At 74.4% G+C, this 22,380-nt stretch carries 20 protein-coding genes and 5 tRNA genes; 12 read left to right on the top strand and 13 right to left on the bottom strand.

Annotation, left to right across the window (positions count from 1 at the left end; genetic code table 11):
* Positions 1-86: 86 nt before the first annotated feature.
* On the bottom strand, positions 87-533 hold the full coding sequence (locus ACFW3D_RS27655) for a hypothetical protein (protein ID WP_500508232.1): 447 nt from the start codon (positions 531-533) through the stop codon (positions 87-89).
* 126 nt (positions 534-659) lie between these two features.
* Between ACFW3D_RS27655 and ACFW3D_RS27650 the strand changes: the two genes are divergently transcribed.
* Positions 660-1,166, top strand: coding sequence for a DsbA family protein (locus ACFW3D_RS27650; RefSeq protein ID WP_500508229.1), 507 nt, complete (start codon positions 660-662; stop codon positions 1,164-1,166).
* Positions 1,167-1,347: 181 nt separating this feature from the next.
* Here ACFW3D_RS27650 and ACFW3D_RS27645 read toward each other — a convergent pair whose 3' ends face one another.
* The 3 genes from ACFW3D_RS27645 to ACFW3D_RS27635 are packed head-to-tail and all read right to left on the bottom strand — an operon-like array spanning position 1,348 to position 4,152.
* Entirely contained in the window at positions 1,348-2,178 is an 831-nt protein-coding gene (locus ACFW3D_RS27645; RefSeq protein WP_500508227.1) for a GNAT family N-acetyltransferase, read from the bottom strand.
* 56 nt (positions 2,179-2,234) lie between these two features.
* Positions 2,235-3,098, bottom strand: coding sequence for an aminotransferase class IV (locus ACFW3D_RS27640; protein ID WP_500508225.1), 864 nt, complete (start codon positions 3,096-3,098; stop codon positions 2,235-2,237).
* Entirely contained in the window at positions 3,085-4,152 is a 1,068-nt protein-coding gene (locus ACFW3D_RS27635; protein WP_500508223.1) for a chorismate-binding protein, read from the bottom strand. Before ACFW3D_RS27635 ends, ACFW3D_RS27640 begins: the two co-directional genes overlap by 14 nt.
* A gap of 202 nt (positions 4,153-4,354) precedes the next feature.
* Between ACFW3D_RS27635 and ACFW3D_RS27630 the strand changes: the two genes are divergently transcribed.
* From ACFW3D_RS27630 to ACFW3D_RS27610, 5 genes are all read left to right on the top strand, one after another.
* Positions 4,355-4,427, top strand: a tRNA-Gly gene (locus tag ACFW3D_RS27630).
* A gap of 27 nt (positions 4,428-4,454) precedes the next feature.
* Positions 4,455-4,525: transfer RNA gene (locus tag ACFW3D_RS27625), tRNA-Cys, on the top strand.
* 4 nt (positions 4,526-4,529) lie between these two features.
* A tRNA-Val gene (locus ACFW3D_RS27620) sits at positions 4,530-4,601 on the top strand.
* A gap of 47 nt (positions 4,602-4,648) precedes the next feature.
* Positions 4,649-4,720, top strand: a tRNA-Val gene (locus ACFW3D_RS27615).
* 29 nt (positions 4,721-4,749) lie between these two features.
* Positions 4,750-4,824 (top strand) — tRNA-Val (locus ACFW3D_RS27610).
* 41 nt (positions 4,825-4,865) lie between these two features.
* Here the strand turns inward: ACFW3D_RS27610 and ACFW3D_RS27605 are convergent.
* The 4 genes from ACFW3D_RS27605 to ACFW3D_RS27590 all read right to left on the bottom strand — a co-directional run bounded on the left by ACFW3D_RS27605 (position 4,866) and on the right by ACFW3D_RS27590 (position 7,045).
* Positions 4,866-5,156 carry a TFIIB-type zinc ribbon-containing protein gene (locus ACFW3D_RS27605; RefSeq protein ID WP_500508221.1) on the bottom strand — a complete coding sequence of 97 codons (291 nt, stop codon included), beginning with the start codon at positions 5,154-5,156 and terminating at the stop codon, positions 4,866-4,868.
* 7 nt (positions 5,157-5,163) lie between these two features.
* Positions 5,164-6,141: a phosphotransferase gene (locus tag ACFW3D_RS27600; protein ID WP_500508219.1), complete on the bottom strand. Its 978-nt coding sequence runs from the start codon at positions 6,139-6,141 to the stop codon at positions 5,164-5,166.
* 193 nt (positions 6,142-6,334) lie between these two features.
* On the bottom strand, positions 6,335-6,538 hold the full coding sequence (locus tag ACFW3D_RS27595) for a hypothetical protein (protein WP_500508217.1): 204 nt from the start codon (positions 6,536-6,538) through the stop codon (positions 6,335-6,337).
* 264 nt (positions 6,539-6,802) lie between these two features.
* On the bottom strand, positions 6,803-7,045 hold the full coding sequence (locus tag ACFW3D_RS27590; RefSeq protein ID WP_500508215.1) for a DUF8836 family protein: 243 nt from the start codon (positions 7,043-7,045) through the stop codon (positions 6,803-6,805).
* 207 nt (positions 7,046-7,252) lie between these two features.
* On the opposite strand from ACFW3D_RS27590, the gene ACFW3D_RS27585 reads away from it, so the two are divergent.
* From ACFW3D_RS27585 to ACFW3D_RS27560, 6 genes are all read left to right on the top strand, one after another.
* The gene (locus ACFW3D_RS27585; protein WP_500508251.1) at positions 7,253-8,491 is read left to right on the top strand and encodes a serine/threonine-protein kinase; all 1,239 of its coding nucleotides are present in this window, start codon (positions 7,253-7,255) and stop codon (positions 8,489-8,491) included.
* 245 nt (positions 8,492-8,736) lie between these two features.
* Entirely contained in the window at positions 8,737-9,498 is a 762-nt protein-coding gene (locus ACFW3D_RS27580) for a VOC family protein (RefSeq protein WP_500508213.1), read from the top strand.
* Positions 9,499-9,521: 23 nt separating this feature from the next.
* Entirely contained in the window at positions 9,522-10,268 is a 747-nt protein-coding gene (locus ACFW3D_RS27575; protein WP_500508211.1) for an SDR family NAD(P)-dependent oxidoreductase, read from the top strand.
* A gap of 64 nt (positions 10,269-10,332) precedes the next feature.
* Entirely contained in the window at positions 10,333-10,956 is a 624-nt protein-coding gene (locus ACFW3D_RS27570) for a TetR/AcrR family transcriptional regulator (protein ID WP_500508209.1), read from the top strand.
* Positions 10,957-11,819: 863 nt separating this feature from the next.
* Positions 11,820-13,004 carry an acyl-CoA dehydrogenase family protein gene (locus tag ACFW3D_RS27565; RefSeq protein ID WP_500508207.1) on the top strand — a complete coding sequence of 395 codons (1,185 nt, stop codon included), beginning with the start codon at positions 11,820-11,822 and terminating at the stop codon, positions 13,002-13,004.
* Entirely contained in the window at positions 13,001-14,125 is a 1,125-nt protein-coding gene (locus tag ACFW3D_RS27560) for an acyl-CoA dehydrogenase family protein (protein ID WP_500508205.1), read from the top strand. The genes ACFW3D_RS27565 and ACFW3D_RS27560 overlap by 4 nt, the downstream gene beginning before the upstream one ends.
* A gap of 1 nt (position 14,126) precedes the next feature.
* Here ACFW3D_RS27560 and ACFW3D_RS27555 read toward each other — a convergent pair whose 3' ends face one another.
* From ACFW3D_RS27555 to ACFW3D_RS27535, 5 genes are all read right to left on the bottom strand, one after another.
* Positions 14,127-14,945 (bottom strand): TrmH family RNA methyltransferase, encoded by an 819-nt coding sequence (locus tag ACFW3D_RS27555; RefSeq protein ID WP_500508203.1) that lies wholly within the window; start codon positions 14,943-14,945, stop codon positions 14,127-14,129.
* 46 nt (positions 14,946-14,991) lie between these two features.
* Positions 14,992-16,239: a uroporphyrinogen-III C-methyltransferase gene (gene cobA, locus ACFW3D_RS27550; protein ID WP_500508201.1), complete on the bottom strand. Its 1,248-nt coding sequence runs from the start codon at positions 16,237-16,239 to the stop codon at positions 14,992-14,994.
* Positions 16,240-17,001: 762 nt separating this feature from the next.
* On the bottom strand, positions 17,002-20,157 hold the full coding sequence (cobT, locus tag ACFW3D_RS27545) for a nicotinate-nucleotide--dimethylbenzimidazole phosphoribosyltransferase (RefSeq protein ID WP_500508199.1): 3,156 nt from the start codon (positions 20,155-20,157) through the stop codon (positions 17,002-17,004).
* A 249-nt stretch (positions 20,158-20,406) separates the two neighbouring features.
* Positions 20,407-21,615: a precorrin-6y C5,15-methyltransferase (decarboxylating) subunit CbiE gene (cbiE, locus tag ACFW3D_RS27540; RefSeq protein ID WP_500508196.1), complete on the bottom strand. Its 1,209-nt coding sequence runs from the start codon at positions 21,613-21,615 to the stop codon at positions 20,407-20,409.
* A gap of 99 nt (positions 21,616-21,714) precedes the next feature.
* Positions 21,715-22,359 carry a GNAT family N-acetyltransferase gene (locus ACFW3D_RS27535; RefSeq protein ID WP_500508194.1) on the bottom strand — a complete coding sequence of 215 codons (645 nt, stop codon included), beginning with the start codon at positions 22,357-22,359 and terminating at the stop codon, positions 21,715-21,717.
* Positions 22,360-22,380: the final 21 nt, after the last annotated feature.

Below are 22,380 nucleotides of genomic sequence, written 5' to 3'. Positions count from 1 at the left end.
GCCAAATCCCGCTCAGGGGGCGGTAGTTGAAGTCCGCCAGGGCGATGATGACGTAACGCCGCCACCCCCTGCCACCAACACGCCGCTCAGATGCCCCTGCGCTTGAGGATCTCCTCGATCTCACCGAATTCGGCCAGGTCGGGATCGGTCTTCGCCGCCTTCTGGACCGGTTTCTTCCCCTGCGCCAGGGCCGGCGCCCCCGCGCCCGGCGCGACCGCCCGGCCCGGCTTCCCCTCCGGGACGCCCTTGCGGCTCCCGGCCACCCGCGCCAGGACGTAGAGCACCACCGACAGGGCGAGCACGGCGAAGCCCGCCCACACCGACGGCTTGAACACCAGGTCCGCGGCCCAGCCGGCGACGGCCCGGACGACGGTCCCGGCCAGCGACACCAGGCCCGTCATGTACAGGCCGACGGGCAGCAGCGCCGCCGCCGCGATCATCGTCGCCCTGCGGAACCTGCGCCGGTAGGCGGTGAGCAGGGCGATCGCCAGGCCCGCCGCGGACAGTGCGACACACACGGTCGAGGTCAGCATGCGGAGCTCCTCCGGAGTGGTCTGCTGGCTCCATCGTGCACCCGCCGTGCGCCCGCGGGCCACGGCCCGGCACCAACCTCAGGGTGATCTCCGGGGCCGCTCCTCCCCTGGTGGGAGACTGGCCCCATGAACGAAGCGACTCCCCGCACCGTCGTCCTCGAGTACTGGTGCGAACTCCAGTGCCCCGACTGCGCCGCCGCCCTGACCGACCTGCACGCCCTGCGCGAGCGCTACGGCGACGCCCTGGAGATCCAGCTGCGGCACTTCCCCCTGGAGAAGCACAAGCACTCCTACGCCGCCGCCCAGGCCGCGGAGGAGGCCTTCGCCCAGGGCCGCGGCTGGGAGTACGCCGAGGCGGTCCTCGCCCGCACGGAGGAACTGGGCGAACGGGGCGAGGCCCTGCTGGTCGAGATCGCGGCCGACCTGGGGCTCGACGCGGAGGAGGTCGACACCGCGCTGGTCGACGGCCGCCACCTCCTCGTCGTCGACGCCGACCACGCCGAGGGCAAGGCCATCGGCATCACCGGCACCCCCACCTACGTCATCTCCGGCGAACGCCTCGACGGCGGCACGTCCCAGGACGGCCTCCGCGCCCGCATCGAGTCCCTCGCGGACGCGGCCCTGGGCGAGTAACCGACATCCCGGCGTATGCACGCCGGGATGCACCCACCCTCCGCCGGCCGTCGGCCGGGAGGTGCCTCATGCCTTGCGCCGAAGGCTTAGGGAGGGCTGGAGGGCGGGAGGGCCGGGGACGTCCGCCGCAGGCACAAACACCCCGCACACAACAACCAGCGGCAACCCCCACACCGGGCACTCACACAAGCGGCTTCGCCAGATGCACCTCCGTCACCTCGTACCCCAGCGCCGCGTAGAGCCCCTCCGCCGCCTCGTTCCCGGCGAAGACGTTCAGCCCCAGCCACCGGAGCCCCGCCGCCACGCACTCCCGCTCCGCGACGAGCATGAGCGTGCGCCCGTGACCCCGGCCCCGGTGCCGCTCGGCGACACGAACGTCGAAGACGAACCCCGTGTCCTCGTCCCGGCGCCCCACCCACAGCTCCCCCACCGCCCCTGCCTGCCCGACCGCCAGCACCCTCACCACGGCACCCGCCGTCGACAGCCCCTCCGGCAGCGCGGCCCGCTCGTCCGCCTCGGCCTTGGCGAGGGCCTGCGCCTCCGGCACGCCGCTCCGCGTCCAGGACCGTACGTACTCGTCCCGCCTGCGGGCCGCCCACCCCGGGTACTCCGCCTCCGTCATGGGCCGCACGACGCTGCCCCTCGGCAGGGCCGGCGGCACGTCGGGCAGCGCCTTGACCATGTTCCGGTTGCGGACGACGTACCCCAGCACGCCGGCGAGCCGGAGCGCCGCCGCGTCCTGCGTCCGCACCGAGACCTCGATGCGGCGGCAGCCCCATCCCCGCAGGACCTCCTCCGCGGCGAGGGCCGCGACCGTGCCGCGGCCGCGGCGCTGCTGGTCGTGGTCGATCCGCAGCGCGACGATGCGCCCGGCCTCCGGCCCGAACCGGGCGTCGGTGGACAGGGTGGTCTCCCCCACCGGACGCCCGTTGACGCATACATGAAAGCGACGGGCGCGTACTCCGCCGCGCCAGCGCTGCTCGGGCTCGGCCGGGCGCAGGGTGGTGGTCATGGTGTGGAGTTCTACCGGGTAGCCGCGGTCACGTCACGGGTTCGGCCATCCCGACCTCAGGGGTTCGGGTGCTCCGCCGACCGCTCCGCGAACACCCGCATCGCCTTGGCCGTGACCGGGCCGGGGTGGGCACCGGTGGCCAGCTCGCGGTCGTCGACCCGGTGGACGCCCTGGACGTCGCGGAGCGAGGACGTCACGAAGATCTCCTCCGCCTCCGCGAGCACCTCGAACGGCAGGTCGGCCTCCTCGGCGCCGGCCCACTCCACGACCAGTTCCCGGGTGATCCCCGCGAGGCAGCCGGAGGCGAGCGGCGGGGTGAGCAGCTTGCCCCCGAGGACGACGAACACATTGGAGCCCGTGCCCTCGCAGAGGCGTCCCTGCGTGTTGGCGAACAGCGCCTCGGAGGCGCCGTGCCGGTGGGCGCGGGCCAGGGCCACGACGTTCTCCCCGTACGAGGTGGTCTTGAGCCCGGCGAGGGCGCCCTTCTCGTTGCGGGTCCAGGGGACGGTGACGACGGCCGTCGTGTCCGGGCGCACGCTCGCCGCGCCGAGGGCGACGACCAGGGTGGGGCCGGTGGTGCCGCGTTCGGAGCCGAGCGGCGAGGTGCCGCCGGTGTACGTGACGCGGAGCCGGCCGTGGGGCGCCGGGTTGGCGGCGAGGACGGCCTCGCAGGCGTGGCGCACCTCGTCCAGGTCGGGCTCGGGCAGGCCGAGGCCGCGCGCGGAGCGGGCCAGCCGCCGCAGGTGGCGGTCCATCGCGAAGGCGGTGCCGCCGGTGGCCTTGAGCGTCTCGAAGACGCCGTCCCCCACGGTCAGGCCGTGGTCCATGACGGACACGGACGCCTCGTCGGTCTCGCGCAGCGCGCCGTTGACCCAGATCGCGCCTGCGGTGGTCGTGCTCACGGTGTCACTCTGCCCCATGGTTCCGTTCGCCTTCGCTCGAGTCGTACGTACCCGACGCTACCGCCAGCAGCCGGGAGGCCTTCAGTTCCGTCTCGTCCCACTCCCGCTCGGGATCGGAGCCCCAGGTGATCCCGGCGCCGGTGCCGAAGCGCAGCACGGGGCCGCCGGGGGCGGCGCGGTCGATCCAGAAGGTGCGGATGCCCACGGCGAGCTCGCCGGTGCCGCGGTCGGCGTCGACCCAGCCGATGCCGCCGCAGTAGGGGCCGCGGGGGGCGGTCTCCAGTTCGGCGATGATGCGCAGGGCGCTGGACTTGGGCGCGCCGGTGACGGAGCCCGGCGGGAACGCGGCGTCCAGCAGTGCGGCCCAGCCGGCGCCCTCGCGCAGTTCGCCGCGCACGGTGGAGACGAGGTGGACCAGGCCGGGGTGCTTCTCCACGACGCAGAGGTCGGGGACGGTGACCGTGCCGGTGGCGCAGACCTGTCCGAGGTCGTTGCGGACCAGGTCGACGATCATGACGTTCTCGGCGTGGTCCTTCGGCAGCAGGTCGGCCTCGGTGCGGCCGGTGCCCTTGATGGGCCCGGACTCGACCACGTCACCGCGGCGGCGCAGGAAGAGTTCGGGGGACGCGCCGGCCACCTCTATGCCGTGCGCGGGCAACCGGACCGTCCCGGCGTGCGGGGCGGGGTTGCCGCGGGCGAGGACCGCGGCGAGGGCGTCGACGTCGGCGTCCGGGTCGGGCAGCGGCGCGGTGAGCACCCGGCAGAGGTTCGCCTGGTAGACCTCGCCGGCCGCGATGTACTCGCGCACGCGGCGCACCCCGGCGATGTACCCGGCGCGGTCCAGCGAGGACGTCCAGTCGCCGCGGGCGGGGCCCTTCCAGGGCCGGCGGGGGGCCGCCGCGGCAGGTTCGGGCCGTACGTTCCCGAAGCGCGCGCAGACCGTGTCGCCCTCGAAGCCGGCGACCACCGCCCAGAAGCCGGAGGAGTCCAGCGCGGCCGGGTCGGTGGTGACATCCCGCAGGTCGGAGGCGAGGAGGCCGCCGAATCTGGCGAGGGGCTCGAGGTCGGGCACGGGGCTTCCCAGGTCGGTCCGGTGGGGCGAGTGCGAGTCTAAGTCGGCGGCGACGGGCGAGATGCGCTGGTCACCGACCCGGCACGCTGCGGAAACGCGTTTTGGTGGCGGAGCCGTAATCCGCTAGAGTTCAACTCGTCGCCGGGACGCGGAAGCGCACCGGCGGAGGTCCCGCCCGGGTGCGAGCTCCGGGGGAGACGCTGCGGACGTGGCTCAGTTGGTAGAGCATCACCTTGCCAAGGTGAGGGTCGCGAGTTCGAATCTCGTCGTCCGCTCGAAGTGGGGGTCACCGCCCCCGCGCTGGTGGAGTGGCCGAGAGGCGAGGCAACGGCCTGCAAAGCCGTCTACACGGGTTCAAATCCCGTCTCCACCTCTGAGGACGATTAGCTCAGCGGGAGAGCGCTTCCCTGACACGGAAGAGGTCACTGGTTCAATCCCAGTATCGTCCACTGGGCCCGGAAGGGCCTTCCCCGGGGCTTCGGCACGGGGGACCCGAGCGCGATTAGCTCAGCGGGAGAGCGCTTCCCTGACACGGAAGAGGTCACTGGTTCAATCCCAGTATCGCGCACGCTGCATCAGTACCACCCGTAGTACCGAGGACGATTAGCTCAGCGGGAGAGCGCTTCCCTGACACGGAAGAGGTCACTGGTTCAATCCCAGTATCGTCCACCAGCACCCGAGGGCCGGAGCGTTCGCTCCGGCCCTCGGCCGTTTCACGACGAGAAGAGCATGCGGGCCCAGCTCTGCTGCTTGTGGTGGCCGTGGTGACCGCCGTGGTGGCCGCCGTGCGGCGCACCCCAGGCCGGCGCGGCGTGCTGCTGCGGGTACGCCTGCGGGTAACCCGCGGGCGGCGGGGCGGGCTGGGCGTACTGCCCCTCCATGCGGGTCAGGGCCTCGAGCTCCCCGTAGTCCAGGAAGATCCCACGGCAGTTGCCGCACTGCTCGATCTGGACGCCGCTGCGGGTGTACGTCTGCATCGGGCCATGACACTTGGGACAGAGCATCGTCGGCTCATCTCCTCGCTCGCGCCGGCCGGGGGTCTTCCCCCGGCGTAGAACTGCACTTTACTTCCGCGATTCGGCGGCACGTGTCGAGGACGGCCTGTTCCGTCCCGTCCAGCGCGCGCCCCTCCTGCGCGGCTTTGGCGACCGCGATGGCCGCGGTCTGCACCGCCAACGCCCGTGCGGCCACGTCCAGATGCGGCCACGGGTCGCCGTCCGGGGGGACGGCGGGGCCGCCGCCGGCGCGGTAAGCGCCGAGGAAGCGGCCCCAGTCGGCGGGGTCGAGCAGCCCGGCGGCGAACCACATCGCCGGCCGGGCCAGGTCCCAGGCGGGCTCGCCGAGCCCGAGGTCGTCCACGTCGATGAGGCACCACGGCCCGTCGGGCGCGGGGTGGCGCACCAGTTGGCCCATGTGCAGGTCGCCGTGGCACAGCAGTTGCCGCGGCTGCGGGGCCTCGCCGCGTGCCCAGGGCGGCAGCCCGTGCCAGGCGGCGAGCACCGCCGGGTCGCCGGGTCCGGCGGCGAGCATCCGGGCGAGCGCGCGGGCCGCCCTGAGGGGGCCGCGCATCTGCGGCGGCGGGCCGGGCAGCCGGGCCGGCGGCACGGTGTGCAGCCGCGCCAGGAGCGCGCCGGCCTCGGCCCAGGGCGCGGAGTCCGGATCGCCGTGGTCGACCGGCTCGCCGAGGGGCCACAGGCTCACGGTGCGGCCGAGGAGCACGGTGCTCAGCACGCCCCCGTGGTCGGGCAGCGGCGCCGGGGGCAGCAGGACGCCGTCCAGCAGCGGATCGGCCGCAACGCGCAGTCGCAGGGCGAGTTCCGCGGGATCGGTGCCCGGGGCGTGGGCCTTCGCGACGAGGCGGCCGCCGCGGACGACGGTGACGTCGGGCCGTTCGGCGAGCACGGCAGGCCGCGCCTGGCCGGGCACACGCGAGGCCGCTGCCGCGACCGCCCCCAGGGCGTGCGTCAGCGGTTCTCCGCTGCTGGTCACTTCCTCCCCCACCGCCCGTGTCACCGGCCCACTGTGCGGCAGCGCGCCGCCCACTGGCAATGCCGGGTGTGATGCCCGGGTACCGCCACAGGTACCCGGGCATTCATGCCGTCCGCCGTACCCCCGTCCCCACGGGGTTGGTTCACCGGTCCTCGCGGTCCCGGACCGCTCTTCCGGGGCCGCGGGGCGTCTGTCAGCGCCCCATCAGACCGGCTACGGACGACGCCTGTGTGACCACCGCGTCCCAGCCTCCGAAGGCCACCGCGAGCAGCACCGCGAGCGGCAGCACCATCGCCACCGCCACCAGCGGATGCCGGGTGCCCGACGGGCGTATGCCGATGGCGGCGATCCTGCTGCCGCGCGCCGGCCGCACCGTACGGCTCACCGTGTTCGCCATGGCCCTCTCCCGGGTCGTGCTCCGTGATCGTGCACAGTTGTCGGGGCGGCGGGCGTTTGACCTCGGGGGACGAGTGCTCCGCCCGCCGCTTGACCTCAACACTAGGCGCGGCGCGGGCGGCGGTCGTCATGCCTTCGTACCGCTTCCCCGGCCTCCCCGAGGATGACTCCGGGAGCGGCCGCGTACTCCCCTGGGTGGAGGGATCCGGCCGCACCCCCGGGACATCCCCGAGGGGATCTCCCGGGCGGGCGCGGCCGGGGCCCGTCAGGCCCGCTCCTCTTCCTCCGCGTCGGCGGTCGGCACGGGCTGCTCGACCAGGGCCAGGACCCGGGTGGCCATGAAGCGCGCGGTGCGCACCACGGAGCCGGACCGGGTGACTTCGCTCACTTCCACCACCCCTCGGCGGACCGCCGTCTCCACCCTGCGGCCCGCCCTGGTGGCGACCACTTCGTACGTCCTTGTCGTGTCGCCGGCGTCGACGACTATCTCCACACGATCACCCTTCATGGCGTCAATCCCCCTTGTCCGACGGACTGTTGACGGCATGACGAAATCCCGGGCCGTCAGCGGCCGGAATTTTCCCCACCCTTCAAGGATCCCATCCGGCACTGACAATCCGCCGCCCCGCGCGGGCGCGGCCTCGCGGCGCGACGGTCGGTCAGTCCGTAAGCTGTCGGGGTCAGACTGGCCAGGCAGGCAGCGGGGATGGACGACATGGCGATGATGCGGCTCCGGCGCGAGGACCCGCGTGTCGTCGGCTCGTTCCGGCTGCACCGGCGGCTGGGCGCCGGCGGCATGGGCGTCGTCTACCTGGGCGCCGACAAGCGCGGCCAGCGGGTCGCGCTGAAGGTGATCCGCCCCGAACTGGCCGAGGACCAGGAGTTCCGCTCCCGCTTCGCCCGCGAGGTGTCCGCGGCGAGACGCATCCGCGGCGGCTGCACGGCCCGGCTGGTCGCCGCCGACCTGGAGGCGGACCGCCCGTGGTTCGCCACGCAGTACGTCCCCGGGCCCTCGCTGCACGACAAGGTCGCCCGGGACGGCATGCTGGCTGCGGCCGAGACCGCGTCCATCGGCGCCGCCCTGGCGGAGGGACTCGTCGCCGTCCACGAGGCCGGGGTCGTCCACCGCGACCTGAAGCCCTCCAACATCCTGCTGTCGCCCAAGGGCCCCCGGATCATCGACTTCGGCATCGCCTGGTCCACCGGCGCGAGCACCCTCACCCACGTGGGCACCGCCGTCGGCTCCCCCGGCTTCCTCGCGCCGGAGCAGGTGCGCGGTGCCGCGGTCACCCCGGCCACCGACGTCTTCGCCTTCGGCGCGACGCTGGCGTACGCGGCGATGGGCGACTCCCCCTTCGGGCAGGGCAGTTCGGAGGTCATGCTCTACCGGGTCGTCCACGAGGAGCCGGACCTCACCGGTGTGCCGGACTCGCTGGCCCCGCTGGTGTACGCCTGCCTCGCCAAGGACCCGGAGCAGCGGCCCAGCACCGTCCAGCTCTCCGAGCGGCTGGCCGAGATCGCCGCCCGTGAGGCCCGCGGCCTCGGCGCGGCGCCCGGCCGGCGCGACATCGTGCCCAAGGCGTCCGGTCCGCGCATGGAGCGGCCCACGGGACCGCGGGCGCAGGTGTACGCGGAGCAGCAGACCGAGCGGCGGACGGCACCCGGCACACCGGTGGCGCCGCGCACCCCGGCGTCCCCCCGTACGCCCGCCGCGCCGCGCACCCCGGCCCGGACCCCCTCCGGCCGCACCCCGGCCGCCCGCACGCCCACCGGTCGCCGCCCCGTCGGTGCCGACCGCAGGCTGCTGCGGCAGCGGCTCATCGTCTTCGTCACCGTGACCCTCCTCGTCGCGCTCGGCATCGCGGCCGCCCAGGGCTGCCAGGGCCCCAGCCGCGGCCTCGGCCTGCTGCCCGGGGTCGGCGCCGCCGACCCGGCGTCGCCGCACACGCCGTAGTCCCGGCCGCAGGGCCGGCGGACCACCGCCCCCAGCGCGCGTACTCACCGAAACACCCGCCGTGCCTGACGCCCGTCCACGGTGCGCCGCGGCATGCCCCGATACCCCGTGACGGCTGCGCGTGCCCACGCTCGGGCCGGTGCTCCTCACCCCATGACGCCATGAGCCATGTTTGTCATTGACTGACAAGCGTGTCTATAGTCGCCAGGCAGGGGGGCAGGATCTGGCGCAGCGAGGAGCAGCGAATGGACACCACCACCGCCGGCGAACCCGGCACCCCGTACTGGGCACAGCTGGGATCGCCCGACCCGCAGGCCGCGGCCGCGTTCTACGGCGCGCTGTTCGGCTGGGAGTTCACCGAGGACCCCGCACACGGCCCCGGCCACCGGACGGCCCGGCTGAGGGGGCTGCCCGTAGCCGGCCTCGGGCCGGTCGGTGACCTGCCGCGGCCGGGCTGGACGGCCTGCTTCGCCGTGGACGACGCCGACAAGGCCGCCGCCGCGGTCGTCGCCGCCGGTGGCACCGTCCTCGGCAGGACGCACGGCAGCGCCGCGAGCGGCAGGGAGCACCTCTGCGCGGACCCGAGCGGCGCGCACTTCGCCGTCCGGGAACCCGACGCCCGGCAGGCCCCCTCGGCCGCGGCAGGGCCCGGCGGCTTCGCCATGGCCGAACTCATCACCGACGACGTCGACGCCAGTGCCGCCTTCTACGGCGCGCTGTTCGGCTGGACGACCGGCGACCCCGCCGGACCACTGGGCCGCCGAGAGTGGCGGCTCGGCGGCGCGCCCGTCTCGCTGCTGCTCCCCCGCCCTCCGGCGATGCCGCTGGAGATGCCGCCCTACTGGGACGCCTACTTCACCGTCGCCGACGTCTCCGCCGCGGCCACCCGCGCGGCCTCGGCGGGCGGCACCCTGCTCATGCCGCCCACCGCCATCGGCACCGCGAGCATCGCGGTCCTCCTCGACCCGGCGGGTGCCGTCTTCACCCTCGTCGAGCCGCGGGCATGACCGCGTACCAAGGAGGTAGCACCATGTCCGTCAGGGGAAAGACCGGCATCGTGACCGGCGCCGGCTCCGGGCTCGGCGAGGCGGGGGCCAGGCGGCTCGCCCGCGAGGGAGCCAGGATCGTCGTGGCCGACGTCGACGGGGCCGCCGCCGAGCGCGTCACCGACGCGATCATCCGCGCGGGGGGCGAGGCCGCGCCGTACGAGGTCGACGTCGTGTCCTTCACGGACACCCGGCGGCTCGTGGAGTTCGCCGTCGCCACCTTCGGCGGCCTCGACATCGCGTTCAACAACGCCGGCGTGACCCCACGGCCGGCCGACGCCCACGAGATCGATCCGGCGGACTGGCTGCGCGTGATCGACGTCAACCTGACCGGGGTCTTCACCTGCATGCAGGCCGAGCTCGCCCACTTCGCGGCGCACGGCGGCGGCGCCATCGTCAACATGGCCTCCACCGCGGGGGTCATGGCGCACGCCGGGCGGGCCGCGTACGCCGCGTCCAAGCACGGTGTCGTCGGCCTCACGCGGTCCGCTGCCGTGGAGTACGCCCGGCGCGGCATCCGCGTCAACGCCGTCGCGCCCGGCCCGATCGACGCACCGTCGGCTCGGGCACTCCCCCCGGAGGTCCGCGCCGCGATCGCCGCGAAGACCGCGATGAACCGCACCGGCGGCGTGGAGGACGTCGCCGCGGTGGTGAACTTCCTGCTGTCGGACGAGGCGTCCTTCGTCACCGGCTCGGTGTACGAGGTCAACGGCGGGCAGACCCAGCTGTGAGTGACGGACCACGACAGATCCGTCCCTCCGCGCCAGAGGTTTCCGGCTTGGCTACGCTGAACCCATGAGCAGCACGGATCCCCTGCGGTCGGGCCTTCGCGAACTGACCCGCCAGTCGGTGAGGACGCAGATCGCCGACCGCGCGATGAAGTTGTTCATCGAGCACGGCTTCGAGAAGACGACCATCGAGCAGATCGCGGCGGAGATCGGCATGTCCGGGCGGAGCGTCTCGCGCTACTTCGCCAGCAAGGAGGACATGGTCGTCGGCAACCTCACCGCGATCGGGCAGGGCATCGCCGACCGCCTGGCGGCACGCCCCGCCGCCGAAGCCCCGTGGGAGGCGCTGCGCCGGGCCCTCGACGAGCACGTGGCCGCGCTCGACCGCGACCCGGACGGCACGCTGCTCGCCACCTCCGTGATGCTCGCCGGCACGCCCGCGCTTCAGGGGGCGCTGGCGAGGAAGCACCGGGAGTGGCTGGACCTGCTCGTACCGCTCGTGGCGGCGCGCCTCGAAGGGGACGGCGGCGAGCACCGCGAACTGCGGGCGCGCGCCCTCGCCGTGACGGTGCTGTCCTGCCTCAACGCCGCCGTGGGGGCGTGGACGGAAAGCGGCGGCACCGAGCGGGTCGACGCCCTCGTCGACGCGGCGCTGGGCGCGGTGCGGGATGCCGCGGGGGCGCGGCGCTAGCGGCGCGCGGCGTTTCCGGGGCCCGTACGTCGTGGTTGCGGTTGGTTGTTGTGTGCGGGTGCGTTTGTGGTTGCGGTTGGGGTTCTTTTCCCGCCCGCCCGCCCGTGGCCCCGGTCGGTCAGTGACCGCCTCGCTGCGTGTTTTGGGGGTCGGTGGCGCGCCGGCGCACGTCCTCAGCGCTCGCGGATTTGCCGGGCCGTTGCGTCACCGGCATCACCGCTCGTCGCTTCCGGGCGCACCCCGCCACACCCCCTCCCGTCGTGTGGGCGCATGACGGCCGGAGGGGGGTGAGTAAGGCACTCGCGGCAACCCCGGACCGATTCATCGCCCACCCTCCGGCCGTCTCCCGCCCGCCCGCCCTCCCCCGTCCTTGGGCCGGGCCGGCCAGAGGGGGCGAGGAGGCAATCCGGGGTCACCCCGGACTCCTTCATCCCCCACCACCGGGCTTTGGTCGCTCGCGATACGGAGGGGGTGGGGGAGTTGGGGGCACCCCCGGCCGAAGACTGGGGGAGGGTGGGCGTTCTGGACGCTGACGTGTATTTGTTGTGCGGCAGAGCGGTGCCGAACCCGGATTGCCCGCCATGCACATAAATATGCGGTACAGAATGCCCACCCCGGAGGCCCCGCCCCCGGCCCACCCACGAACAGAGCGCAGACCCGCACCAACCGTCCCGGGGCACCGGGAGGGCGGCGGGAAAAAACCCAACCGCAACCACAAACGACCCGCACACGACCACCGGGCGCGTCCGCGGACCCCGGGCAGGAACGCGGCACGCGCACGCGAGGGGGTGACGGATGCACGTCCCGTGGGTTAATTTCTAAGCGCTTGCTTAGGGTACCCACACGCGGAGGGACGCATTCGCATGACGGTCACACCGGAGGTGCTGCGCGAGCGCGTGCGCGCGCTGCTGGCCTCTCACGATCCGGCGGCGACGGACCGCCCGGACTTCCTGCGGGCCCGGTTCGACGGCGGCCTGGCGTGGGTGCACTACCCGGAGGGCCTCGGCGGCCTGGGCGCGCCACGCGCCCTGCAGGGGGTCGTGGACGCCGAACTGGCCGCCGTCTCGGCGCCGGACAACGAGCCGCGCAGGATCGGCATCGGCCTCGGGATGGCGGCCCCCACCGTGCTCCGGTACGGCACCGAGGAGCAGAAGGCCCGCTTCCTGCGCCCGCTGTGGACCGGGGAGGAGGTCTGGTGCCAGCTGTTCAGCGAGCCCGGCGCCGGCTCGGACCTGGCGGGCCTGCGCACCAGGGCCGTGCGCGACGGCGACGACTGGATCGTCACGGGCCAGAAGGTGTGGACGTCCAACGCCCACAACGCGCGCTGGGCGATCCTCATCGCGCGCACCGACCCGGACGTCCCCAAGCACCAGGGCATCACGTACTTCGTGTGCGACATGACGGCCCCGGGCGTCGAGGTGCGGCCGCTGCGGCAGATCACGGGTGAGGCCGAGTTCAACGAGGTCTTCCTCACGGACGTGCGGATCCCCGACGCCCAGCGCCTCGGCGAGGTCGGCGACGGCTGGCGGGTGGCGCAGACGACGCTGATGAACGAGCGGGTCGCCATCGGTGGCTCCGCGCTCCCCCGCGAGGGCGGGATGATCGGCACCGTCGCCGCGACGTGGCGCGAGCGGCCCGGGCTGCGCACGCCGGACCTGCACGACCGTCTGCTGCGGCTGTGGGTGGACGCCGAGGTCACCCGCCTCACCGGCGAACGGCTGCGGCAGCAGCTCGCCCTGGGCGCCCCGGGTCCCGAGGGCTCGGGCATGAAGCTGGCGTTCGCCTCGCTCAACCAGCGCGTCAGCGGCCTGGAGGTCGAGCTGCTGGGCGAGGACGGACTGCGCTACGGCGACTGGACGATGACCCGCCCGGAGGTCGTCGACTTCTACGGCCGCGACGCCGGTTACCGCTATCTGCGCGCCAAGGGCAACTCGATCGAGGGCGGTACGTCCGAGATCCTCCGCAACATCATCTCCGAGCGTGTCCTCGGCCTGCCCTCCGAGCCCCGTACGGACAAGGACGTTCCCTGGAAGGACCTGCCGCGATGAGCTCCGACCTGCTCTACTCCGACGTCGAGAACGACCTGCGCGCCGCGGTGCGCGGTCTGCTCACCGACCGGTGCGCCCCGGCGGACGTCCTGGCGCGCTGCGAGGGCGAGGAGCCGTACGACGCCGCGCTGTGGCGGACCCTGAGCCGGGAGGTGGGGGTCGCCGGGCTGCTGGTGCCGGAGAAGCTCGGCGGCCAGGGAGCCTCCGCGCGGGAGGCCGCGGTCGTACTGGAGGAGCTGGGGGCCTTCGTGGCGCCCGTGCCCTTCCTCGGCAGCGCCGTGCTGGCCACGACGGCCTTGCTGGCGGCCGGCACCGCGGAGGCCGACGCCCTCGTGGCGCGCCTCGCGGAGGGCGAGGCGACCGCCGCGCTGGCCGTGCCGCTGCCCTCGGCACCGGGCGCGGACGTGTCCCAGGGGGTGCGGGCCGACGCGGACGGCGTCCTCGGCGGGCGCGTGACCAGCGTCGCCGACGCGACCGCCGCGGACGTGCTGATCGTGCCGGCCACCGGCCCCGACGGGCCCGGGCTCTACGAGGTGCGGACGGACGCACCCGGAGTCGCCCTGTCCGTGCCGGTGCCGCTCGACCTGACCCGGCCGATCGCGGACGTCTCCTTCGACGGGGCGGCGGCCCGCCGGCTCGCCGGGCCCGGGACCGCCGCGGCGGCCGTGGAACGGGCGCTGCTGACGGGGGCGGGGCTGCTGGCCTCGGAGCAACTGGGCCTGGCCCAGTGGTGCCTGGACGAGACGGTGGCGTACCTGAAGGAGCGTCACCAGTTCGGCCGGATCGTGGGCTCCTTCCAGTCCCTCAAGCACCGGCTCGCGGACCTGTGGCTGGAGGTCGTCCAGTCCCGTGCCGCCGCGCGCAACGCCGCCGACGCGCTCGCGGGCGAGAGCGCGGACGCCCCGGTCGCGGTCGCCGTGGCGCAGGCGTTCTGCGCACCGGTCGCGGTGCGGGCCGCGGAGGAGTGCGTCCAGCTGCACGGCGGCATCGGCATGACCTGGGAGCACCCGGCCCACCTGCGGCTGAAGCGCGCCAAGGCCGACGAGATCGCCCTGGGCACGCCCGGCCGCCACCGGGCCGCCCTCGCCGCGCTGGTGGACCTGCCGGCCGCGGCGGGCTGAGTCAGTCCCGGGGGCGGCCGGTGGCCACCGCGTAGAACGCGACGGCGGCGGCCGCCCCCACGTTCAGCGAGTCCACCCCGTGCGCCATGGGGATGCGCACCCACTCGTCGGCGGCGACCAGGGCTCGGGTCGACAGGCCGTCGCCCTCGGCGCCGAGCATCAGCGCCGCGCGTTCCAGCCGGTACGGGGCGGCCTCGTCGATGTCGGCGGCCTTCTCGTCCGGGGTCAGCGCGAGCAGCTTGAAGCCGGCCTCCCGCACCGCCTCCAGGTCCCGGGGCCAGTTCTCCAGCCGGGCGTACGGGACGGAGAAGACGGCGCCCATCGAGACCTTGACCGACCTGCGGTACAGCGGGTCGGCGCAGTCCGGGGAGAGCAGGACGGCGTCCATGCCGAGCGCGGCGGCACTGCGGAAGATGGCGCCGATGTTGGTGTGGTCGTTGACCGACTCCATGACGACGATGCGTCGCGCGTCGCCCAGCAGGTCCGCGGCGTCGGGCAGTTGCCTGCGCTGCATCGAGGCGAGGGCGCCGCGGTGCACGTGGTAGCCGGTCACCTGCTCGGCGAGCTCCGGCCTGACCGCGTAGACCGGCGCCGGGACCTCGTCGATCACGTCCCGCATGACGTCGACCCACTTGGCCGACAGCAGCATGGAGCGCATGCGGTAACCCGCCTGCCGGGCACGCCGGATGACCTTCTCGCCCTCCGCGATGAACAGCCCCTCCGCGGGCTCGCGGCGCCGGCGCAGCTCCACGTCGGTCAGGGACGTGTAGTCGCGCAGGCGCGGGTCGTCGGGATCGTCGATGGTGATGAGCTCAGCCACAGGGTGATACTGCCTTGTCCGAAGTGCGGTGCCAACGGCACCGACGTCACTGGTTACCGCCGGTCACGCGATCGCCCACGGCGACGACCTCGCCGATGACGATCACCGCGGGCGGCCGGATGCCCTCCGCCGCAACCCGCTCCCCCACCGTCGCGAGCGTCGCGTCGACCCGGCGCTGGGCCGCGGTCGTGCCCTCCTGGATCACGGCGACGGGGGTGTCCGCGCCCCGGCCGTGCTCGACGAGCGCCGCCGCGATCGGGCCGATCCGCTCCACGGCCATCAGCAGCACCAACGTGCCGCGCAGCCGGGCGAGGGCCGCCCAGTCCACGAGTGAGCGCGGATCCTCCGGGGCCACATGACCGCTGACCACGGTGAACTCGTGCGCCACACCCCGGTGCGTGACCGGGATGCCGGCGGCGGCCGGAACGCTGATGGAACTGGAGATCCCCGGCACGACGGTGCACGCGATGCCCGCCTCCGCGAGCGCCTCCGCCTCCTCCATGCCGCGCCCGAACACGTACGGGTCCCCGCCCTTGAGCCGCACGACCGCCTTGCCGGCCTTCGCGTGCTCGATCAGCGCCGCGTTGATCGCCTCCTGGGCCATCGCCCGGCCGTACGGGATCTTCGCGGCGTCGATCACCTCGACGTGCGGCGGCAGTTCGTCGAGGAGGTCGCGCGGGCCGAGGCGGTCGGCGATGACGACATCCGCCTCCGCGAGCAGCCGGCGGCCGCGCACGGTGATCAGGTCCGGGTCCCCCGGGCCGCCGCCGACCAGCGCCACACCCGCGGTCCTCCCCCGGTGCTGCGGCGCCGCGAGCGAGCCGTCGCGCAGGCCCTCCACGATCGCGTCCCGCACGGCCGCGGACCGCCGCGGGTCCCGGCCCGTGAGGACGGCGACCGTCACGCCCTCGGTACGGCCGGTCGCCGGCGTCCACGCGGTCGCCGCCTCGGCGTCGTCGCTGCGCACGCACCACACCCGGCGCTCCTCCGCCTCCGCGGAGGCCGCGGCGTTCGCCTCGGGGTCGGTGGTGGCGATCAGCGCGTACCAGGCGTCGGCCAGGTCGCCGGGCCGGTAACGGCGGCGCTCCCAGCGGATCTCGCCCGCGGCAGCCATCGCGTCCACGGACGGCGTCGCGGACGGCGAGACCAGGACGACGTCGGCGCCGGCCGCGACCAGCGGGGGCAGCCGGCGCTGGGCGACCTGACCGCCGCCCAGGACGACCACGCGCCGGCCCGCGAGGCGCAGTCCGACGGGGTAGGCGGGCGGGTCGTTGCGGTCCTCGGCGGCAGTCATGGCGGTGCGGCTCCTAGCGTGTGCCTCGCGGCGGGTGCCTCGCGGCGCGACGGGGGTGGGGTTGCGGGGCGACCCTGCCCCGCCCCAACCCTACGGTGCGGGGTGGTTGTGGTGCAGCGCCCAAGATCACACCGGCGGTGGGCTTGCCGTTGTTGTTGTGCGCGGGTCCGTTGTGGTTGCGGTTGGGGTTCTTTTCCCCGCCCGCCCGCCCGTTGCCCCGGGGACGGTTGGTGCGGGTCTCGCCGGGTTTCGTTGGTGGGCCGGGGGCGGGGCCTCCGGGGTGGGCATTCTGTACCGCATATTTATGTGCATGGCGGGCAATCCGGATAGGTGCCGCTCTGCCGCACAACAAATACACGTCAGCGTCCAGAACGCCCACCCCTCCGACCCCACCCCCTCCGTATCGCGAGCGACCAACGCCCGGTGGGGGGTCAGTAGGGCATGTGCGGCAACCCCGGATTGCCCCTTCACCCCCCACCGGCCGTCATGCGCCCACTCAACAGGAGGGGGTGTGGCGGGGTGCGCCCGGAAGCGACGAGCGGTGATGCCGGTGACGCAACGGCCCGGCGAATCCGCGAGCGCTGAGGACGTGCGCCGGCGCGCCACCGACCCAGGCACACGGGTGCGAGGCGGTCACTGACCGCACCGGGACCACGGGCGGGCGGCGGGGAAACCGCCCGCCGCAGGCGCAACGGACCCGCACCCGGAGAACGGGCGCGGGCGGGGGAAGACCCCCGCCCGCTCCGACGTGCCTAGCGTAGGTCAGGACTTCTCGGTGACCCCGGCCGAGTCGAACGTCGCCACCTCGTGCATCGCGCGCGCAGCGCTCTGCACCAGCGGCAGCGCCAGCAGCGCACCCGTGCCCTCGCCGAGCCGCAGGTCGAGCTCTACCAGCGGCCGCAGGCCCAGCTTCGTCAGGGCCGCGCGGTGGCCGGGCTCCGCGCTGCGGTGGCCGGCGATGCAGGCCGCGAGGACCTCCGGGGCGATGGCCCGGGCCACCAGGGCAGCCGCGCCCGCGCTGACGCCGTCGAGGATGACCGGGGTCCGCAGGGAGGCCGCGCCAAGCAGCAGGCCGACCATGGCCGCGTGCTCGAGGCCGCCGATCGCCGCGAGGACCTCGATCGGGTCGGACGGGTCGGGCTGGTGGAGTTCGAGGGCGCGCCGGACGACGTCGATCTTGCGGGCGTGCATCTCGTCGTTGATGCCGGTGCCGCGCCCGGTGACCTCCGCCGGGTCGACCCCGGTGTAGACGGAGATCAGGGCAGCGGAGACGGTGGTGTTGGCGACCCCCATCTCCCCCGTGAGCAGCGCCTTGTTGCCCGCTGCGACGAGGTCGCGGGCGGTCTCGATGCCGACCTCGATCGCGCGCAGCACCTCTTCGCGCGTCATGGCGGGCCCGGCGGTCATGTCCGCGGTGCCGGGGCGGACCTTGCGGGGCAGCAGGCCGGGGGTGCTGGGCAGGTCGGAGGCGACGCCGACGTCCACCACGCACACCTCGGCGCCCACCTGGTTGGCGAAGGCGTTGCACACGGCCCCGCCGCCCAGGAAGTTGGCGACCATCTGGCCGGTGACCTCCTGGGGCCAGGCGGTGACGCCCTGGGCGTGCACCCCGTGGTCCCCGGCGAAGATCGCGACTGCCGCGGGCTCGGGGATCGGCGGCGGGCACTGCCGGGACAGTCCGCTGAGCTGCGCGGAGATGATCTCCAGCATGCCGAGCGCGCCGGCCGGCTTGGTCATCCGCTTCTGCCGCTCCCAGGCCTCGCCGAGCGCCTTGGCGTCCAGCGGCCGGATGCCGCGCAGGGTCTCCTCCAGGAGGTCGTGCGGCTCCTCGCCGGGCAGGGCCCGGTTGCCGTACTCCTCCTCGTGGACGACCCAGGACAGCGGGCGCCGCTTGGACCAGCCGGACTGCACCAGTTCGGGGTCCTCGGGGAACTCGTCGACGTAGCCGACGCAGAGGTACGCGACGACCTCGAGGTGCTCGGGCAGCCCGAGTTCGCGGACCATCTCGCGCTCGTCGAAGAAGCTGACCCAGCCGACGCCGAGGCCCTCGGCGCGGGCGGCGAGCCAGAGGTTCTCCACGGCGAGCGCCGACGAGTACGGCGCCATCTGCGGCTGCGTGTAGCGGCCCAGAGTGTGGCGGCCGCCGCGGGTGGGGTCGGCGGTGACGACGATGTTGACCGGGGTGTCGAGGATCGCCTCGATCTTCAGCTCGCGGAACTGCTTGGCGCGGCCCTTGGGGAGGGACTTGGCGTACGCGTCGCGCTGCTGCGTGGCGAGTTCGTGCATCCGCTCCCGGGTCTTGGCGGAGCGGATGACGACGAAGTCCCACGGCTGGGAGTGGCCGACGCTCGGCGCGGTGTGCGCCGCCTCCAGCACGCGGATCAGCACCTCGTGCGGGATCGGGTCCTTGCGGAAGCCGTTGCGGATGTCCCGGCGCTCGCGGATGACACGGTGCACGGCGTCCCGTACGGCAGGGTCGTAGCCCTCGGCGGCGGGCAGCAGCGCCGGGTCCTCCTCCTCGGCGGGCGCCGGCGCCTCGGGCTGCTCGGACGCCTGGGGCTCCTCGGCCTCCTCGGGCGCCGCGACGACCTCGGCCTCGGGCTGCGACTCGACGGCGGCGGCGACCGGGGGCTCTTCCTGCACGACCGCGGCAGGGGCGGGCTCCACGACCGGCTCGACGACGACGGGCGTCTCGAACACGGGCTCGGGCTCGGGCTCCAGGGCGGGCGCGGAATCGACGACCGGCTCGGGCGCCATGGCCGGCTCCGCCACTGCGACGGGCTCCACCACCGCGACCGGCTCGGGCGCCGCGACCACGACGGGCTCGGGCACCACGACGGGCTCCGGCACCGCGACCGGCTCGGGCACCTCGGGTACAACCGGCGCCACGGGCACCTCGGCGGCCGGCTCCATGCCGAACGGCAGCGGCTCGTCCGGGGTTTCCAGCGGCGACACGGGCGCGGCCACCGGCTCGGGCACGACGGCCACCGGCTCGGTCTCGGGCACGACGACCGGCTCGGGCGCCGGCGCCTCGGACGAGGCCTCGTCGCGAGGGATGTCCAGGTACTCCGGCCCCGTCGTGGGCGGCCCGGACTGGCGCATGGGCGCCGGGACCGGCTGGGGCGCGGGGGTCGGGGTGGCCGGACCGCGGTCGGCCAGGGAGCGCACGATGCCGCCGCCGTTGGACGGGTCCGGGATCGGGGGGCCCATGTGGAGGGGGCGGCGCGGCGGTACGGGAGCAGCCGGGGCGGCCTCCTGCACCTGTGCCTGCGCGGGCACATGGGGCTGCGGGGCGGGCTCGGCCTCGACGACCGGCTCGGGCACCGCGACCGGCTCCGGCACCGCGACCGGCTCCGCCGACACGGGCACCGGCTGCTCCGGCACGGCCTGCTCCGTCGGCGCCTGCTCCGGGACCGGCGTCCCCGGTGCGACCGGCACCTCGGTGCGGACCGCGGAGTAGTCGAGGGAGACGGAGTCGCGGCCGCCGCTCTCGTGGGCGTCGTGCTCGATGCCCGCGGGCGCCACGGGCATTCCGTGGAGGGTGTGCTCGACCGGCACGGCGGTGGGGGCGGGGGCCTGCGCCGGGACCGGCGCGGGCGGGGTCACGGGTGCCGGGGCCGGAACGGGTGCGGCGACCTGGACCGGCTGCGGCGGCACGGGCTGCGGGTCCGCCCAGGACCCCTGCAGACCCGGCATCAGCAGCATCTCCTCGTCCTCGTCGACCGGCAGGGGGCCGGACGGCTGGTCGAGGTAGCGGTACTCGGGAGGAACCGGCGCGGTGAGCGGATCGACGTCCCACGAGGGGACGGACTGCTGCTGCGCGCCACTGCCGGGAAGGTCGGCGTGCGGCTGCAGAACCGCTTCTTCGCCTGCGTTCTCCGGCAGTCCCTCACCCGGGACCTGGCCGGTGTCAGTCATGCGTGCCCCTCGCCCATCGGTTTCGCTCCTTCCATCGCTGCGCCGAGCACTGCCCACAGAGAGAACGAGCGTGGGCGACAACCGGCACGACGACGGCGATTGACCGGTACTGACCAATACTGATCAGCCCTCACTCGACGTCAATGCGCGACAACGGCACAGCGGTCCGTCAGCCTACCGTGCGTGTGCCCGCGGGTGCTCAGGGGGGTTCACCTCAAACCGGTGCCAATACGGGCGCAACCCACCCGCTCACCTGCGGTGTCCGAGGAGCGCGAAGACCACCGTGCGCTCCCGCTCGGACCACTCGTCGTCCAGCTCGACTGCCTGCAACAACGCGCATTCCACGGTGTATCCGCCCTCGTCGAGGGCGCGGCTGACGGCTTCGGCCTCGTCCCGGTTCGCCGCGCTCGCGGCGATTCGCTCCGGCCGGCGCGCGGCGCAGGCGGCCACGACCTCCGGTCCGCCGCCGCCGATGCGCACGATGTCCGGTTCCGGAAGGTCCTCCAGCACGTGCGGCGCCCGGCCGTGGACGACCCGCACCTGCACCCCGAAGTCCCGTGCGGTGTCCTCGATCCGTTCGCACGCCGCGGCCTCGGCCTCCACCGCGATGACGGCCGCGCCGAAGCGCGCCGCCTCCACGGCGACGGCGCCGCCGCCGGCGCCGATGTCCCAGAGCAGGTCCCCCGCCCGCGGCCCGAGCCGGGCCAGTTGCAGGGCGCGCAGGTGGGCCGGGCCGTCCTCGGGGGCGTAGCGCTCGGCGGGCAGCGCCCATCCCCGTACGCGGTCGGCCGAGGCGTGCTCGCCGCCCGCCAGCCAGCCGGACTGGGCGGCGACCGGGACGGGCCCGGCGGCCGGGGCGGCACCGACGACGAGGACCACGTTGGGGTCCCGCCAGGTGTGGTCGGCCACCTTGTCGGAGGTGAGGACCGTGACCTGCTCGTGCTCGGTGCCGAGGGCCTCGCAGATCACGAAGGTGCGGTGCTCGTCGCCGAGCAGCAGGGCGAGTTCGGCCGGTCCGGCGCCCGGCGCGGTCAGCACGGCGACCTTGGGGTGGGCCCGGCAGATGTTGACGGCCCTGCGCAGGGTGCGGGTGTGCGCGACGACCACCCGGGCGTCGTCCCACGCCATCCCGGCCCGCGCGAAGGCCTGGGCGACCGAGGAGACGCCGGGGACGACCTCGACCTCCAGCCCGTGCTCGGGGGCCCGCAGGGCGCGGACGACGCCGAAGAAGCCGGGGTCGCCGTCGGCGAGGACGACCGCCGTGCCGCGGTGCCGCGCGATGCGGCGGGCGGCCAGGTCGATGCTGCCCAGTACGATCCGCTCGGCGTCCTCCGGCACGAAGGGCAGCGCCAGGTGGTGCCTGGTCCCGGCCACCAGGGTGGCGGCCGACAGCGCGGAGCGCGCCGCCTCGTTTGGTGGTGAGCCGTCCCACCCGATCACGGTGACACGGTCGGCCATCGTCGTCCTGCCTTCTGGGCGCGTCGCAGTGTGGTGCCGGGGTGAGGTGATCCCGGGGTGTGCACAGTACCCCGGCCAGGATCTTGCGCTAGCGGGTGCTCACTGCCAGTCGGCGTACGCCGCGTAGTCGGAGCCGTCGGTGGACTCCTCCGCGAGGCCGTCGAGGTCCTCCGGGAGCAGGCTCCACACGATCAGGTCGGTGCGGATCTCCTCCCAGCGGCCGCCGGGCTCCCCGTCGGGCCGGTGGCGGACCAGACCGGCGTTGCGCAGCACACCCTCGCTGATGCAGCCGATCTTCTGCGCGACCTGCTGCGAGGCGGCGTTGTCGGCGGCGGTGCGCAGCTCCAGCCGCTCGAACTTCTGGTCGTCGAAGAGCCACTGGGCGGCGGCCTGCACGGCCTCGGCGGCGTAGCCCTCGCCGCGCGCCCAGGGGGCGATCATGTACCCGGCCTCGCTGCTGCGGATGCGCCAGTCGGTGCGCTGCAGGTGGACGGTGCCGACCAGCCGCTGGGTGAGGAACTCGGTGACGGCCAGCACGATGCCGTGGCCCTCCGCGCGCTCGGCGGGGGCGAACTCGGCGACGAAGGAGCGGGCGTCCGCCTCGGTGTACGGATGCGGCACGGAGGTCCAGGCGATCACGGACTCGTCGTTCATCATCTCCGCCAGGGCGGGGATGTCGCACTCCTCGTACGTGCGCAGCACCAGCCGCTCCGTACTGATGGAGATCTCCGGGAAGCTGGTCATTCGACGCTCCGTAGCCAGGGC

The organism is Streptomyces sp. NPDC058864 (assembly GCF_042742985.1).
GTDB lineage: Bacteria > Actinomycetota > Actinomycetes > Streptomycetales > Streptomycetaceae > Actinacidiphila.
This window is presented reverse-complemented; position numbering and strand designations above follow the sequence as displayed.